This is a genomic window from Novosphingobium aquiterrae, from assembly GCF_042434435.1.
GTDB classification, from domain to species: domain Bacteria; phylum Pseudomonadota; class Alphaproteobacteria; order Sphingomonadales; family Sphingomonadaceae; genus Novosphingobium; species Novosphingobium aquiterrae.
Genome location: NZ_JBHLTL010000001.1, coordinates 826,430 through 839,824, shown reverse-complemented (window position 1 = coordinate 839,824; position 13,395 = coordinate 826,430). Strand labels below are relative to the sequence as shown.

Genomic DNA, 13,395 nt, shown 5'->3' with positions numbered 1-13,395 from the left:
GCCAGCCTTAGCTCGCGCGGACCCGCGTGAAGGCCTCCTCGTAAAGCGGCTGGATGTCCGGCCGGTACTTGGCATATTCGCACTTGGCGAGCTGCTCCTTGGACGGGAAGATCACCGGATTGTTCTTGTAATCGTCCGGCATCAGCGCCTTGGCCGCGGCGTTGGGGGTGGGATAGAGGATCGTTTCGGTGATCTTCTTGTCGACCTCGGCGTCGAGCAGATAGTTGATGAAGGCATGGGCGTTTTTGGGGTGCGGCGCGCCCTTGGGAATGCACAGCGTGTCCGAATTGAGCTGGCTGCCCTCCTTGGGCAGGACGAAGTCGATGTCGTCGTCCTCGGCCATGATCTGGGCGATGTCGCCGTTGTATTCGAGCACCAGATCGACCTCGCCCTTGAGCAGCAGGTCCTGGCCGTTGTCCTCGTGGAAGGCTTTGATGAACGGCTTCTGCTTTTCCATCATCGCGGCGATGGTCTTGATGTCGTCCGGGGTCAGCGCGTTGACCGACTTGCCCAGGTACTTGCCGTAAAGCCGGAACATGTCGCCGGCCTCGCTCAGCACGGCAATGCGGCCCTTGTATTCGTCGCTGTCGAACAGCACTTTCCAGCTGTCGGGTTTCACCTTCACCTTCGACTTGCGATAGCCGATCCCCAGCGTCAGCCAGGTATAGGGCATCGAATACTTGCGGCCGGGATCATAGGGCACGTCGATGAAGCTGGGGTCGATGTTCTTCAGGTTGGGGATCTGCGCATGGTCGAGCGCGACGATCATGTCGGCTGCGGCCATCCGCTCGACGAAGTCGTTCGACGGGACGATCACGTCATAGCCGGGGTTGCCCGCGCGCAGCTTGGCGAACAGCTCGTCGTTGCTGGCGAACATCGTCATGTTGACGTCGGTGCCGCTGGCGCCCTTGAAATCGGCCAGCGTGGTTTCGCCGATATAGGTATCCCAGTTGTAGAAGTTGAGCTTGGGCTCTTCCCCTGTCGCCGCGATCTTGCCGTTGCTGCCGCTGCTGGTCTTGCCGCAGGCCGCCAGCCCGCCGAAACTGATTCCGATCGCCGCCACGCCCAGCGACTGGAGGAGCGAGCGCCGCCCCAGACGCATGCTGCGATTAATACCGGTGTCCGTCATGACTCACCCCTTCGCGCCCATGTTGCACTGCGACACGATGCTAACCGCGATTGGCCGCGCCGCAAGCGGCGATTGTCACGTCCGTGCAAAAAAGCGTGTGCAAGCGCACTATTCTTGCCCCTGCCGCGGTGTGGCCGCGAAGATCACGCATTCCGCAAATACCAGGTGAAGTCCATTTCCGGCACCTCCGCCATGAAGCGCGCCATTTCGACGCCCTTCACAATGCAGAAATTGCGGACGAACCGTTCGCCCAGATACTGCTTCATCGGCGCCGACTGTTCGAACGCCTCGATCGCCGCGCCCCAGTGGTTGGGCAGGCGGACCTTGGCTTCTTCGGCTTCGTAGCCGTTGCCGACCACTGCCGGGCCGGGATCGGTCTGCTGCCGCATCCCTTCGCACATCGCCGCGAGCACTGCGGCCATCGCCAGATAGGGATTGGCATCGGCGCCGCAGACGCGGTGTTCGACGTGGCGCGAGGCGGGCGATCCGGCGGGGACACGCAAGCTGACGGTGCGGTTGTTGACCCCCCAGGTTGGCGCGACGGGCGCATAGGAATTGGCCTTGAAGCGGCGGTATGAATTGGCGTTGGGGGCAAAGATCGCCATCGAATCCGCAAGGCTCCCCTTCATGCCCCCAATGGCGTGGCGCAGCAGCGGGGTGCCGGCGGGATCGTCGCTGGCGAAGGCGTTCTTGCCGTCCTTGTCGTTCATCGAGATGTGCAGGTGCATGCCGCTGCCCGCCGCCTCGGCAAAGGGCTTGGCCATGAAGGTCGCCTCGAACCCGTGCTTGACCGCGACGCCCTTGACCACGCGCTTGTACATGATCGCATCGTCGGTGGCGCGCAGCGCGTCGGGCTTGTGGCGCAGGGTGAACTCGAACTGGCCCGGGGCAAACTCCGAAATGCCGCTTTCCAAAGGCAGGCCCTGCGCATCGCAGGCGGCGTAGAGATCGTCGAAGAACGGCTTGAAGTCCTCCATTTCGCGCAGGCCATAGACTTCGATTTCGGTCGAGCGGTGCCCGGTGACCGGGCTTTTCGCCGGGACCGGGCGTCCGTTCGAGATGTCGACGAGGTAGAACTCGAGCTCGACCGCGACCACCGGGGTCAGCCCGTCCTTGGCCAGTTCGTCGATCACGGCGCCCAGCACGTGGCGCGGGTCGAGGTCGTTGGGGGTGCCGTCAAGCTCGTAAAAGCTGGTCAGGAACTGCGCGGCATTGTCGCCCAGCCACGGCGCGCGGACCAGCGTGCCGGGGACGGGGTAGACATAGCGGTCGGCATCGCCGTCTTCCCAGACCAGGCCCGTCTCTTCGGTATCGCGGCCGACGGTATCAACCACCAGCACCGATCCGGGGAGGAAGCGCCCGGCCTCGTAGACCGCGATCACTTCATGCTGGCGCAGCCGCTTGCCGCGCGGCACGCCGCACATGTTGGTGAAGATGATGTCGATCGCGTCGATGTCGGGATTGGCGGCGAAGAAGGCCTTGGCTTCGTCGACGGTGGCGCGGTGGTTCGAGGCGTGCGGGGGCTTGGTCATAATCAGGAATGTCCGATCAGGGTCTTGAGGCATTGGTCGAGCACTTCGGCCAATCGGTCAACCTGCGCGGGCGTTGTCGCCGGGCTGACCAGGGTCATGTTGTGGAACGGCGCGATCAGCACGCCGCGGTTGATCAGGAACAGGTGCAGCGCGTGTTCGAGCGGCCCTTGCATCGCCTTGCGCGCCTCGCTGCCGTTGCGCGGGGGCTTGTCGGTGCACAGGAACTCGCCGCGCGCGCCGATGTGGGTGACGTGCCAGGCGAGGCCATTGGCGGCGATCACCGCGCGCAGCTTGGCGGCCAGGTCTTCGGCCAGCGGCAGCATGTGGGCATAGGCCGCGGGGGTCATCACCTCGCTCAGGCAGGCGCGCATCGCGGCGAGGGCGAGGGCGTTGGCCGAGAGCGTGGTGCCGATCCCCGAATGGCCGGTTTCGCCCTCGGCGCGGCAGCGCTCCATCCGCTCGGCGACCTCGGCAGAGAAGCCGTAGACCGCGCAGGGCACGCCGCCGGCGACCGGCTTGCCCAGCACGAACAGGTCGGGCAGCGGGCCGTGGGTGGCGGTATGGCCGCCGTAACCGGTCGAGATCGTGTGGGTCTCGTCGAACACCAGCAGCGCGCCGTGGTGCGTGGTCAGCTGGCGCAGGGCCTCAAGGTAACCCGGATCGGGCAGGACCATGCCGACGTTGGTCATCGCCGGTTCCATCAGCACGCAGGCGACGTCACCCTTGGCCAGTGCTGCCTCCAGCGCGGGCAGATCGTTGAACTCGATCACCACGGTATGTTCGCGCATGTCGTAGACCTGGCCGACCAGGCTACGGCGCAGTTCGGGCACGCCGCCGCGCAGGTCGACGAACACGTCGTCGACCGCGCCGTGATAGCAGCCATTGAAGACCAGCACCTTGTCGCGGCCGGTGATCCCGCGGCACCAGCGGATCACCGCGCGGTTGGCCTCGCTGGCGCTGCTGGTCACTTGCCAGAATGGCAGCAGGAAGCGTTTGGCAAGCTCGTCGGCCACCACCACTGCGTCTGCGGTGGGCAGCATATAGGTCAGCCCCAAGCTGGCCTGCGCGGCGATGGCGCGGGCGACCGGCGCGGGCGAATGGCCGAACATCGATCCGGTATCGCCCAGGCAGAAATCGTCATAGCGATGGCCGTCGGCGTCCCACAGCGCGGCCCCCTGCGCCCTGGCAGCGAACAGCGGGAAGGGGGTGCCCCAGTCGAGCATCCAGTGGAACGGCACCCCGCGGTGCCAGTGGCGCGCCGCCTCCTGCGCCAGCGCGGCGGAGCGCGGGTTGGCCGCGACGTAGCCTTCGCGCTCGGCGGCAAGCATGGTCTGGATGGCGCGCTGGCTGATCATAGCCGGTCCCTTAGCGCATACCATAGCATCCCCGCCACATAGAGCGGATGGCGCAGCAGGGGCCCGCCGGGGAAGGGCGTGCCGGGCAAGTTTGCGAACAGGTCGAAGCGCTCGGCCGTGCCTTGCATCGCTTCGGCGATCAGGCTGCCGGCCAGCGTGGTCAGCAGCGCGCCGTGGCCGGAATAGCCATGGGCATAGAAGATGTCCCCGATCCGTCCGAAATGCGGCAGGCGGTTGAGCGTGACCCCGACCATGCCGCCCCAGGCGTGATCGATGGCGACGCCTTTCAACTGCGGAAAGACCTGTTCGAGATAGGGCCGGACGAACCCGGCGACATCGGCGGGCGGGCGCGGCGAATATTTCTCGCCCCCGCCGAAGATCAGCCGGTGGTCGGCGCTTAGGCGGTAGTAATTGAGCACGAAGCGGCTGTCCGCCACCGCCGCGCCGGTCGGGATCAGGGCGCGCGCGGCCGCTTCGCCCAGCGGCGCAGTGGCGACGTTGTAGTTGGCCACCGGCATGGTCCAGCGGCCCAGGCTCGGCTCGATTTCATCCATGAAGGCGTCGCAGGCCAGCACGCCGAACTTGGCGGTGACGGTGCCGTGCGCGGTGCGCGCTTCGACCGGCGAGCCGTGGCGCAGCGCGGTGATCGGGCTGTCCTCGCAGATCCGCACCCCTGCGGCCAGCGCCGCCTCGGCCAGCCCCAGCGCATAGTTCAGCGGGTGGAAATGACCGCCATCGGTGTCGTGCAGTCCGCCGCAATAGAGCGGGCTGGCGACCTGTTCGGGCAGGTCCGTTGCCTCGACCACCCGCGCGCTGTCGTAGCCGAGCAGGCGCTGCAGCATGTCCACCTCGCGGCGCATGTCGTCCAGGTGCGCCGGTTTGACTGCGGCGTGAAAGTGGCCTTCGCGCAAATCGCAGGCAATCGCGTGGCGGGCGATCCGGCCCTTGACCATGCCGACGGCTTCATTAGCCAGACCGACCAGCCGCGCGGCGTGGTTCTCGCCAAAGCGCTCTGCCAGTTCGGTGATGCTCCAACGCATGCCAGGGATCAGCTGCCCGCCGTTGCGCCCCGATGCGCCCCAGCCGATCCGCTTGCCTTCCAGCAGTAACACCGAAAAGCCTGCTTCGGCGGCGTGGAGCGCCGCGGACAGCCCGGTAAACCCACCGCCGATCACCACGACGTCGGCCCGCGCATCGCCGTCCAGCGGCGACTGCGGCGCAAAGACATTGGCGGTGGCCGCGTAATAGGACGGCGCGTGGTAGGTCATATCCAAGCCACACCCCAACCCCGTTCGCGTCGAGCGAAGTCGAGACGCAGCGCGCAACGTGTCTCGACTTCGCTCGACACGAACGGACGGGGGTAAGAAGCCAAGATCACACCTTCAGCAGCAGGTGTTCGCGTTCCCACGAGGAGATTACCGACTGGTAGGCGTAAAGCTCGGCGTCCTTGATAGCCCAGAAGATCTCGAAGAACTGTTCGCCCAGCTCGCGTTTGACCGGCTTGCAGTTGTAGAACCGGTCGAGCGCCGCCTCGAGCGTGCGGGGCAGGGTGCGGGCGCGGTTGTAGGCGTTGCCTTCCATGATCTTCGGCGGAATCATCCGCTCGACCATGCCGATATAGCCGCAGATCAAAGATGCGGCGATCGCGAGGTAGGGGTTGGAATCGGCCCCCGGCAGGCGGTTTTCGACCCGGCGGTCCTTGCTTTCGCAGATCGGCACGCGGAACCCGCAGCTGCGGTTGTCGCTGCCCCAATGAACGTTGATCGGTGCAGCGGTATCGGGCCGCATCCGCCGGAACGAGTTAACGTTGGGAGCGACCAGCGGCAGGATCTGCGGCATCAGGCGGACCAGGCCGGCGATGTGGCTGCGGAACAGCGCCGAATCGCGGCCATTGCCGGTCGAGAAGATGTTCTTGCCGGTCTCCGCGTTGAGCACCGACTGGTGGATATGCATCGCGCTGCCCGGCTGGTCGGACATCGGCTTGGCCATGAAGGTGGCATAGACCCCGTGTTCCAGCGCAACCTGGCGGACGATGCGCTTGAACAGCAGCACCTGGTCGGCCAGCGCCAGCGGATCGCCGTGGACGAAGTTGACCTCGAGCTGGGCGGCGCCGGCCTCGTGGATCATCGTGTCGATGTTAAGCTCGGCCTTTTCGCACCAGTCATAGACCTGCTCGATGATGTCCTCGAACTCGCTCAGCGCTTCGAGCCCGAAGGCTTCGCTGGCGGTCTCGGCCCGGCCCGAACGGCCCGGCGGCGGGGTCAGCGGGAAATCGGCGTCGAGGTTCTTGTTGACCAGATAGAACTCGGCCTCGGGCGCGATCACCGGCTGCCAGCCCTTGGCCTCGTACAGCGCCAGCACCTTTTTCAGGATCTGGCGCGGGGCGATCTCCACCGCCTTGCCGTTGCCGTGATAGCTGTCGCAAATGACATAGGCGGTCGGGGTCTTGTAGCCCGGCGCTTCGCGGATCGTGGAAATGTCGGGCGCCAGGATCAGGTCGGGATCGAAATCGGGCACAATATGCTCGACGTCCTCGGGATAGCCGCCCGTGACGGTGACGATATAGACGCTGCCGGGAATGCGCAGGGTCTTGTCGGTCATCGACTTGAGGAACTTGGTGGCGGGCAGCACCTTGCCCCGCTGGATCCCGTTCATGTCCGGGACGATGCATTCGACCTCGCTGATCCCTCGTTCGCGGATCCAGGCGGCAATGTCGGGCGTCATGGGTTGTCTTCTTGGTTTGGTCGCGGGGCCGCGCCGGCGGCACGATCCCCCGTTTATGCAGCCTAGTGGGCCAAACGCAGGCCGCCAACCCCCCAAAATCGGCTGCTGCACGTTTGCGTCGCCGGCCGCAAGGCTGACAGCACGGCTTGCCCCCGTAACAAAAATGCTAAATCGCCAAGCGCGGACCACGTCACTAGAGGGGCGGCACAATGACCACCACGCTGACCCATCTGCAACGGCTGGAAGCCGAAGCCATCCACATCATGCGCGAAGTGGTGGCCGAGGCGGAACGCCCGGTGATGCTCTATTCGGTGGGCAAGGACAGCGCGGTGATGCTGCACCTGGCGCGCAAGGCGTTCTACCCTGCGCCGCCGCCGTTCCCGTTGCTCCACGTCGATACCACCTGGAAGTTCCGGGCGATGTACGACCTGCGCGACCGCATGGCCCAGGACAGCGGGATGGAGCTGCTGGTCTGGCAGAACCAGGAGGCCAAGGCGCGCGGGATCAACCCGTTTGACCACGGCGCGCTGCACACCGACATGTGGAAGACCGAGGGGCTCAAGCAGGCGCTCGATCACTACCGCTTCGATGCGGCTTTCGGCGGGGCGCGTCGCGACGAGGAAAAGAGCCGGGCCAAGGAGCGCATCTTCAGCTTCCGCACCGCCAGCCACGGCTGGGACCCCAAGAACCAGCGGCCCGAGCTGTGGAACCTCTACAACGCGCGCAAGCACAAGGGGGAATCGATCCGGGTCTTCCCGATCAGCAACTGGACCGAGCTCGACGTGTGGCAGTACATCCAGCTCGAAGGCATTCCGATCGTCCCGCTGTATTTCGCCGCGCCGCGCCCGACGGTGGAGCGCGACGGCATGCTGCTGATGGTCGACGATGACCGCTTTCCGCTGGCGCCGGGCGAAGTGCCGGCCCTTCGCTCGATCCGTTTTCGCACGCTGGGCTGCTATCCGCTGACCGGCGCGGTCGAAAGCACCGCAGCGACGCTCAGCGACGTGATCCAGGAAACGCTGCTGACCACCACCAGCGAACGCCAGGGCCGGGCAATCGACAAGGATGCCGGCGGGGCGGGAATGGAAGTCAAGAAGCAGCAGGGGTATTTCTGACCATGAGCGCCCCGACTTATGTCACCGACACCCTGATCGCCGAGGACATCGACGCCTACCTCGCGCGGCATCAGCACAAGACCATGCTGCGCTTCATCACCTGCGGCAGCGTCGACGATGGCAAGTCGACCCTGATCGGGCGGCTGCTCTACGATTCGAAGATGATCTTCGAGGACCAGCTCGCCGCGCTGGAAAGCGACAGCCGCAAGCAGGGGACCCAGGGCCAGGAGATCGATTTCGCGCTGCTGGTCGACGGCCTCGCCGCCGAGCGCGAGCAGGGCATCACCATCGACGTTGCCTACCGCTTCTTCAACACCGAGAGCCGCAAGTTCATCGTCGCTGATTGCCCGGGGCACGAGCAGTACACCCGCAACATGGTCACCGGGGCGAGCACCGCCGATCTTGCGGTAATCCTGATCGACGCGCGCAAGGGGGTGCTGACGCAAACCCGCCGCCACACCTACCTGTGCCACCTGCTCGGCATCCGCCACCTGGTGCTGGCGGTCAACAAGATGGACCTGGTCGGCTACGATCAGGTCACGTTCGACGCCATCGTTGCCGATTACCTGCACTTCGCCGCCTCGATCGGGATCGACCATTTCACCGCCATCCCGATTTCGGGGTTCAAGGGCGACAATGTCACGGCGGAATCGGTCAATACCCCGTGGTACCACGGACCCAGCCTGATCGAACACCTCGACACGGTCGAACTCGATGCGACCACCGACCAGACCAAGCCGTTTCGCATGCCGGTGCAATGGGTCAATCGCCCCAACCTCGATTTTCGCGGCTTTGCCGGGCTGATCGCGGCGGGCACGGTCAAGCCGGGTGACGCGGTGCGGGTGCTGCCTTCGGGCAAGACCAGCACGGTCGAACGGATCGTCACGCTTGATGGGGACCTTGACCAGGCCGCGGCGGGCCAGGCGGTGACCTTGACCCTGGCCGACGAGATCGACTGTTCGCGCGGCGATGTCCTCGCCGCAGCCGATGCGCCGCCCGAGGTGGCCGACCAGTTCGAAGCGACGCTGGTGTGGATGGCGGACGAGCCGCTCCACGTCGGCCGCGCCTATTGGCTCAAGCTCGGCACTCAGACCGTTTCGGCGACGGTCCAGCAGCCCAAATACACGGTCAACGTCAACACGCTCGACCAGCTCGCGGCAAAGACGCTCGAGCTCAACGCCATCGGCGTCGCCGAACTGGCCTGCGACAAGCCGCTGGTGTTCGAACCCTATGCCGACAGCCGGACCTTGGGCGGGTTCATCCTGATCGACAAGCTCAGCAATGCCACGGTCGGCGCCGGGATGCTCAACTTCAGCCTGCGCCGCGCCCAGAACGTCCACTGGCAGGCGCTCGACGTGACGCGTGAGGCGCACGCCGCGCTCAAGCGGCAGAAGCCGGCGGTGCTGTGGTTCACCGGTCTATCGGGATCGGGCAAGTCGACCATTGCCAACCTGGTCGAAAAGAAGCTCCACGCGCTGGGCCACCACACCTTCCTGCTCGACGGTGACAACGTCCGCCACGGGCTCAACAAGGACCTTGGCTTTACCGAGGCAGACCGGATCGAGAACATTCGCCGCGTCGGCGAAGTGGCCAAGCTGATGACCGATGCCGGGCTGATCGTGCTGACCGCCTTCATCAGCCCGTTCCGCGCCGATCGCGACCTTGCCCGCTCGATGCTGCCGCCGGGCGAGTTTATCGAGGTCTTCGTCGACACCCCGCTGGACGTGGCCGAGGCGCGCGACGTGAAGGGGCTTTACAGGAAGGCGCGCAGCGGCCAGCTCAAGAACTTCACCGGGATCGACAGCCCCTACGAAGTGCCCCACATGCCCGAACTGCGTATCGACACCACCCGCGAGAGCAGCGAGGCCGCGGCCGAGCGGATCGTCGACTATGTGCTGGGCGCGCGCGCTGAAATGTGGATGCCGACGATATGACCGACGCCGCGCTGGCCGCAGAGCTCGCCGCCGGGGCGGGGCGGATCCTGCTGGCACTGCGCGCCGGCAGGCGGCTGGAAGGCAAGGCGCTGGGCGCGGAGGCCGACCGCCAGGCCAATGCCTTTCTGTGCGAGGCGCTGCGCCGCGAACGTCCGCTCGATGCGCTGCTCTCCGAAGAGGAAAAGGACAGCGCCGCGCGGCTGTCCGCCGGGCGCTGCTGGATCGTCGATCCGCTCGATGGGACCCGCGAATATGGCGAGGGGCGCGACGACTGGGCGGTCCACGTCGGGCTGGCGGTCAATGGCGCAGCCAGCGACGGGGCGGTGGCCCTGCCCGCGCTGGGCCTGGTTCTGCGCAGCGATTCGCCCGCGTCTATGTCAATGCCGCACCGCCGCCCGCAGATGCTGGTCAGCCGCAGCCGTCCCGCGCCCGAGGCCGAGGCGGTGGCGCGGATCATCGGCGGCGAACTGGTGGGAATGGGCAGCGCCGGGGCCAAGGCCATGGCCGTGGTCCGCGGCGAGGCCGAAATCTATCTCCACACCGGCGGGCAGTATGAGTGGGACAATTGCGCGCCCGTTGCCGTGGCCCAGGCCGCCGGGCTGCACGTCAGCCGGGCCGACGGTTCGCCGATGCGCTACAACAATCCCGATCCCTACCTGCCCGATCTGCTGATCTGCCGGCAGGAATGGGCGCGGCCGGTGCTGGCTGCATTCGCTTCGCTGTAATTGCCGCACGAACAATAGCATGGCATAGCCCGGGCATGGACAGCCAAGAGGACGAACTCGACATCTCGTCGCCGCGGCGCGTCAAGATCGGCGTGGCAATTGGGGTGGTGCTGCTGCAGGTTGCGGTCGTCCTGGGCCTGATCCGCGCCTTCGCCCCGGATTTCGCGGCCAAGGCGGTCGATGCGGTGGTCTCGACCTTTACGGTCACCGTCACCACCCCGCCGCCCAAGCCGCCCGAACCGCCCAGGGAAGAGAAGATGAGCGGTGCGTCGGGCGAGATCGGCAAGAAGGCCGTGCCGCGCGAAACCAAGGCGCCGGTTCCGAAGATCCCGATCGCCAAGTCGCCGGCACCCAAGGCGGCAAGCACCGGCAGCGCCGATACCTCGGGCGCCAAGGATCGCGGCACCGGCACCGGAGCAGGCGGAACCGGTTCGGGCACCGGCAGCGGCGCGGGCGGCAATGGCGATGGCGGCGGCGCGGCGAGCAAGGCGGTGCACATTTCCGGCCAGCTGAACAGCGCGCGCGACTTCCCGATTCCCGCCGGCGGGCGCGAGGCGCGGATCGGCAAGTCGGTGATCATCGCCCTGACCGTCAGCCCCAGTGGCCGCGCGACGGCGTGCAAGGTCTATCGCCCCAGCGGGCTGCCGGATACCGACGCGGCGACCTGCCGCCTGGCGATGGACAAGCTGCGCTTCAAGCCGGCGATGAACAGCGCCGGGGAACCCGTGACCTCGACCTTCTACTGGCAGCAGAAGTTCTTTTTCTGACCGGTCAGGGTTGCCGGGTGATGCGCAGCATCGACGTGTCGTAGCCCAGCGCCCTGGCACGGGCGATCACCGCATCGAGCCGATCCTTGCCGGGCGCGGCGTCGCGCGACAGTAGCCACAGGTAGCGGCCCGACGGTTCACCCACGATCGACCAGCTGTAATCGTCGGCGTGGTCCAGCACCCAGTAATCGCCATAGAACGGGCCGAAGAAGCTGACCTTGAGTTTGGCGTTGGTCGCGGTGTCGACAATCTTCGCCGTACCCTTGGCATCGTCGATCTTGCCGTCGGGTTTGCGGCAGCGGTTGAGCACCGAAATCTTGCCATCGTCGCGCAAGGCGTATTCGGCGGTCACGCCGTCGCAATCCTTCTGGAAGCCCTGTTCATAGCGGGCCAGTTCGTACCACTTGCCCAGATAGCGCTGCAGTTCCACCGCCTTGGCCGGCTGCGGCACCGCCGCATTGCCGACGGGATGCCTGGAAAAGACTGTGGCGCAGCCGCCCAGCAAAAGGGCAGAACCGGCCAGGGCGGCGACGATCAGGGCGCGCTTGCGTTTCATGGAACCGAGAACTTTCGAACGGGGCCATGGTTCCGTGCTTGTCGGTGCCTATTCGGTCAAGCTAAACCAAGGGACATGATCGCCCAGACCATCCAGCTCGCGCTTGCCCCGGTGTTCGTCCTGGTGGCGATGGGCAATATCCTCAACCTGCTGTCGAGCCGGCTCGGCCGGGTGGTCGACCGCGCCCGGGCACTGCAGGACCGCCACATGGCGACCGAAGGGCCGGACCACGACGAAGTCGTTGCGGAAATCCGCATGATCGACCAGCGCATCGGCCTGATCACCCGCGCGATCCGCCTGATGGTGGTCAGCGGCCTGTCGGTCGGGCTGACGGTGGCGGTGCTGTTCATGGAAGAATTGGTCGACTTCAAGCTGCAGCGCGTTGCCGCCGCGACCTTCCTGACGGCGATCCTTCTACTGATGTGGGCGCTGGTGCTGTTCCTGCGCGAGACCCAGATTTCCGCGCAGCAGCTGCGCATTCCGCGGGTTTACCTGGAGCTTGAGCGCGAGATCTAACGCAGCAGCTTGCGCCCCTTGGCCTCGACCTGACCGCGGACCATGCCTTCGACAAAGGCCAGCGCGGGCGGGAAGTCGATGGTGAAGACGACCTGCCCGTCCTCGATCTTGACCGTGCCATCGATCGACTTGCCCATCGCGCTGACATTCAGGACCATCGTGTCGTCGTCGGGCCAGTCGGTGGTGACATCGGCCATGCCGCCGGGAATGAAATCGGCGATCTCGCCAGTCCGCGCCCGCAGGCGGCGGCGCACTTCGTCCTTGTCGAGGCTGTGGGGGATCGGAACCCGCATCAGCCCTGCTTCTCGCCGGCTTCCAGCCCGTCGCCATACTTGTAGTCGAGATAGCGGGTCTGGATCGCCAGGTTGTCGATCGCGCCTGCGGCCAGCTGGCGGGTTACGCTGTCGATCTCGGTGCTGATCTTGCCCAGACTTTCGGTCAGCTGCTGGTCCGGGGTGCGTCCGGCCTGCGCCTCGCTGCGCAGATGGCGGGGTATCGAAGTATAGGTCGAAACCAGGTTGGGCAGGGTTTCCCCGACCAGCTTGCGCACGTCGCGCGCCGCCGGGGTATTGCCGTCAAGCCCGTCAAGCTGGAGCCCCAGCGCGTCGAGCTGGCCGCCGATCTGGTCGACCAGCTGGATCGCGGGCGCGGGCAGGGCGGGGCGCTGGCGCTCCAGCCACAGCTCGGTGCGCCCGACCAGCGATTTGGTGTCGCCGGTGCCCAGCGATTCGATGGTCGGCACCTTGATCCGCGGGAAGGTCGAGAAGAACGCGACTGCGCCGATCATTGCCAGCATGGTGACGATGATCCCGGTCCAGCCGATCCCGTCGAGCACTAGCCCGGCCACGGTGGCCGCAATCACCACGCCACCCAGCGCTAGCATGGCGCGCACCAACTTGCGGAACAGATGGTCGCGCTTGATTGCGGCCGAGCGCCGCCCGATCGAACCGGCGCGGCGTCCGCCGAAGTCGCGGTTGTTGACCAGCGAGGTGCTGGCCGCGCGCATGATCTGCTGATGCTGGTGCGATTCGCCCGCCATGGT

General features: G+C 66.1%; 13 protein-coding genes. 5 read left to right on the top strand and 8 right to left on the bottom strand.

The genetic code is table 11. The annotated features are described in order from the left end of the window. Positions 1–7: 7 nt before the first annotated feature. The 5 genes from ACFFF7_RS04090 to ACFFF7_RS04070 all read right to left on the bottom strand — a co-directional run bounded on the left by ACFFF7_RS04090 (position 8) and on the right by ACFFF7_RS04070 (position 6,740). Positions 8–1,129: an ABC transporter substrate-binding protein gene (locus ACFFF7_RS04090; RefSeq protein WP_379480079.1), complete on the bottom strand. Its 1,122-nt coding sequence runs from the start codon at positions 1,127–1,129 to the stop codon at positions 8–10. 143 nt (positions 1,130–1,272) lie between these two features. After that, on the bottom strand, positions 1,273–2,661 hold the full coding sequence (locus ACFFF7_RS04085) for a glutamine synthetase family protein (RefSeq protein ID WP_379480078.1): 1,389 nt from the start codon (positions 2,659–2,661) through the stop codon (positions 1,273–1,275). 2 nt (positions 2,662–2,663) lie between these two features. Next, positions 2,664–4,016: an aspartate aminotransferase family protein gene (locus tag ACFFF7_RS04080; protein ID WP_379480077.1), complete on the bottom strand. Its 1,353-nt coding sequence runs from the start codon at positions 4,014–4,016 to the stop codon at positions 2,664–2,666. After that, positions 4,013–5,284, bottom strand: coding sequence for an NAD(P)/FAD-dependent oxidoreductase (locus ACFFF7_RS04075; RefSeq protein WP_379480076.1), 1,272 nt, complete (start codon positions 5,282–5,284; stop codon positions 4,013–4,015). The genes ACFFF7_RS04080 and ACFFF7_RS04075 overlap by 4 nt, the downstream gene beginning before the upstream one ends. 106 nt (positions 5,285–5,390) lie before the next feature. Then, on the bottom strand, positions 5,391–6,740 hold the full coding sequence (locus ACFFF7_RS04070; protein ID WP_379480075.1) for a glutamine synthetase family protein: 1,350 nt from the start codon (positions 6,738–6,740) through the stop codon (positions 5,391–5,393). 209 nt (positions 6,741–6,949) lie between these two features. On the opposite strand from ACFFF7_RS04070, the gene cysD reads away from it, so the two are divergent. The 4 genes from cysD to ACFFF7_RS04050 are packed head-to-tail and all read left to right on the top strand — an operon-like array spanning position 6,950 to position 11,281. Further along, complete coding sequence (gene cysD / locus ACFFF7_RS04065) at positions 6,950–7,855, top strand: sulfate adenylyltransferase subunit CysD (RefSeq protein ID WP_379480074.1); 906 nt, start codon at positions 6,950–6,952, stop codon at positions 7,853–7,855. A gap of 2 nt (positions 7,856–7,857) precedes the next feature. After that, positions 7,858–9,789, top strand: a complete 1,932-nt coding sequence (cysN, locus tag ACFFF7_RS04060) for a sulfate adenylyltransferase subunit CysN (protein WP_379480073.1) — start codon at positions 7,858–7,860, stop codon at positions 9,787–9,789. After that, the gene (locus ACFFF7_RS04055; RefSeq protein ID WP_379480072.1) at positions 9,786–10,514 is read left to right on the top strand and encodes a 3'(2'),5'-bisphosphate nucleotidase CysQ; all 729 of its coding nucleotides are present in this window, start codon (positions 9,786–9,788) and stop codon (positions 10,512–10,514) included. The genes cysN and ACFFF7_RS04055 overlap by 4 nt, the downstream gene beginning before the upstream one ends. Positions 10,515–10,549: 35 nt before the next feature. After that, entirely contained in the window at positions 10,550–11,281 is a 732-nt protein-coding gene (locus tag ACFFF7_RS04050) for an energy transducer TonB (protein WP_379480071.1), read from the top strand. A gap of 4 nt (positions 11,282–11,285) precedes the next feature. Here the strand turns inward: ACFFF7_RS04050 and ACFFF7_RS04045 are convergent, their stop codons facing one another. Continuing rightward, complete coding sequence (locus ACFFF7_RS04045) at positions 11,286–11,837, bottom strand: lipocalin family protein (RefSeq protein WP_379480070.1); 552 nt, start codon at positions 11,835–11,837, stop codon at positions 11,286–11,288. A 75-nt stretch (positions 11,838–11,912) separates the two neighbouring features. Here ACFFF7_RS04045 and ACFFF7_RS04040 point away from each other — a divergent pair, with 75 nt between their 5' ends. Continuing rightward, entirely contained in the window at positions 11,913–12,353 is a 441-nt protein-coding gene (locus ACFFF7_RS04040; RefSeq protein ID WP_379480069.1) for a DUF2721 domain-containing protein, read from the top strand. Here ACFFF7_RS04040 and ACFFF7_RS04035 read toward each other — a convergent pair. Both ACFFF7_RS04035 and ACFFF7_RS04030 read right to left on the bottom strand, forming a co-directional pair. Further along, on the bottom strand, positions 12,350–12,646 hold the full coding sequence (locus ACFFF7_RS04035) for a polyhydroxyalkanoic acid system family protein (RefSeq protein ID WP_379480068.1): 297 nt from the start codon (positions 12,644–12,646) through the stop codon (positions 12,350–12,352). The genes ACFFF7_RS04040 and ACFFF7_RS04035 overlap by 4 nt on opposite strands. Then, positions 12,646–13,392, bottom strand: a complete 747-nt coding sequence (locus tag ACFFF7_RS04030) for a hypothetical protein (RefSeq protein ID WP_379480067.1) — start codon at positions 13,390–13,392, stop codon at positions 12,646–12,648. Before ACFFF7_RS04030 ends, ACFFF7_RS04035 begins: the two co-directional genes overlap by 1 nt. Positions 13,393–13,395 lie beyond the last annotated feature (3 nt).

Coding starts and splice junctions, on each gene's coding strand:
- ACFFF7_RS04040 (WP_379480069.1), top strand. CDS start 11,913: ATGATCGCCCAGACCATCCAGCTCGCGCTTGCCCCGGTGTTCGTCCTG.
- ACFFF7_RS04055 (WP_379480072.1), top strand. CDS start 9,786: ATGACCGACGCCGCGCTGGCCGCAGAGCTCGCCGCCGGGGCGGGGCGG.
- ACFFF7_RS04085 (WP_379480078.1), bottom strand. CDS start 2,661: ATGACCAAGCCCCCGCACGCCTCGAACCACCGCGCCACCGTCGACGAA.
- ACFFF7_RS04035 (WP_379480068.1), bottom strand. CDS start 12,646: ATGCGGGTTCCGATCCCCCACAGCCTCGACAAGGACGAAGTGCGCCGC.
- ACFFF7_RS04070 (WP_379480075.1), bottom strand. CDS start 6,740: ATGACGCCCGACATTGCCGCCTGGATCCGCGAACGAGGGATCAGCGAG.
- ACFFF7_RS04080 (WP_379480077.1), bottom strand. CDS start 4,016: ATGATCAGCCAGCGCGCCATCCAGACCATGCTTGCCGCCGAGCGCGAA.
- ACFFF7_RS04030 (WP_379480067.1), bottom strand. CDS start 13,392: ATGGCGGGCGAATCGCACCAGCATCAGCAGATCATGCGCGCGGCCAGC.
- cysD (WP_379480074.1), top strand. CDS start 6,950: ATGACCACCACGCTGACCCATCTGCAACGGCTGGAAGCCGAAGCCATC.
- ACFFF7_RS04090 (WP_379480079.1), bottom strand. CDS start 1,129: ATGACGGACACCGGTATTAATCGCAGCATGCGTCTGGGGCGGCGCTCG.
- cysN (WP_379480073.1), top strand. CDS start 7,858: ATGAGCGCCCCGACTTATGTCACCGACACCCTGATCGCCGAGGACATC.
- ACFFF7_RS04045 (WP_379480070.1), bottom strand. CDS start 11,837: ATGAAACGCAAGCGCGCCCTGATCGTCGCCGCCCTGGCCGGTTCTGCC.
- ACFFF7_RS04075 (WP_379480076.1), bottom strand. CDS start 5,284: ATGACCTACCACGCGCCGTCCTATTACGCGGCCACCGCCAATGTCTTT.
- ACFFF7_RS04050 (WP_379480071.1), top strand. CDS start 10,550: ATGGACAGCCAAGAGGACGAACTCGACATCTCGTCGCCGCGGCGCGTC.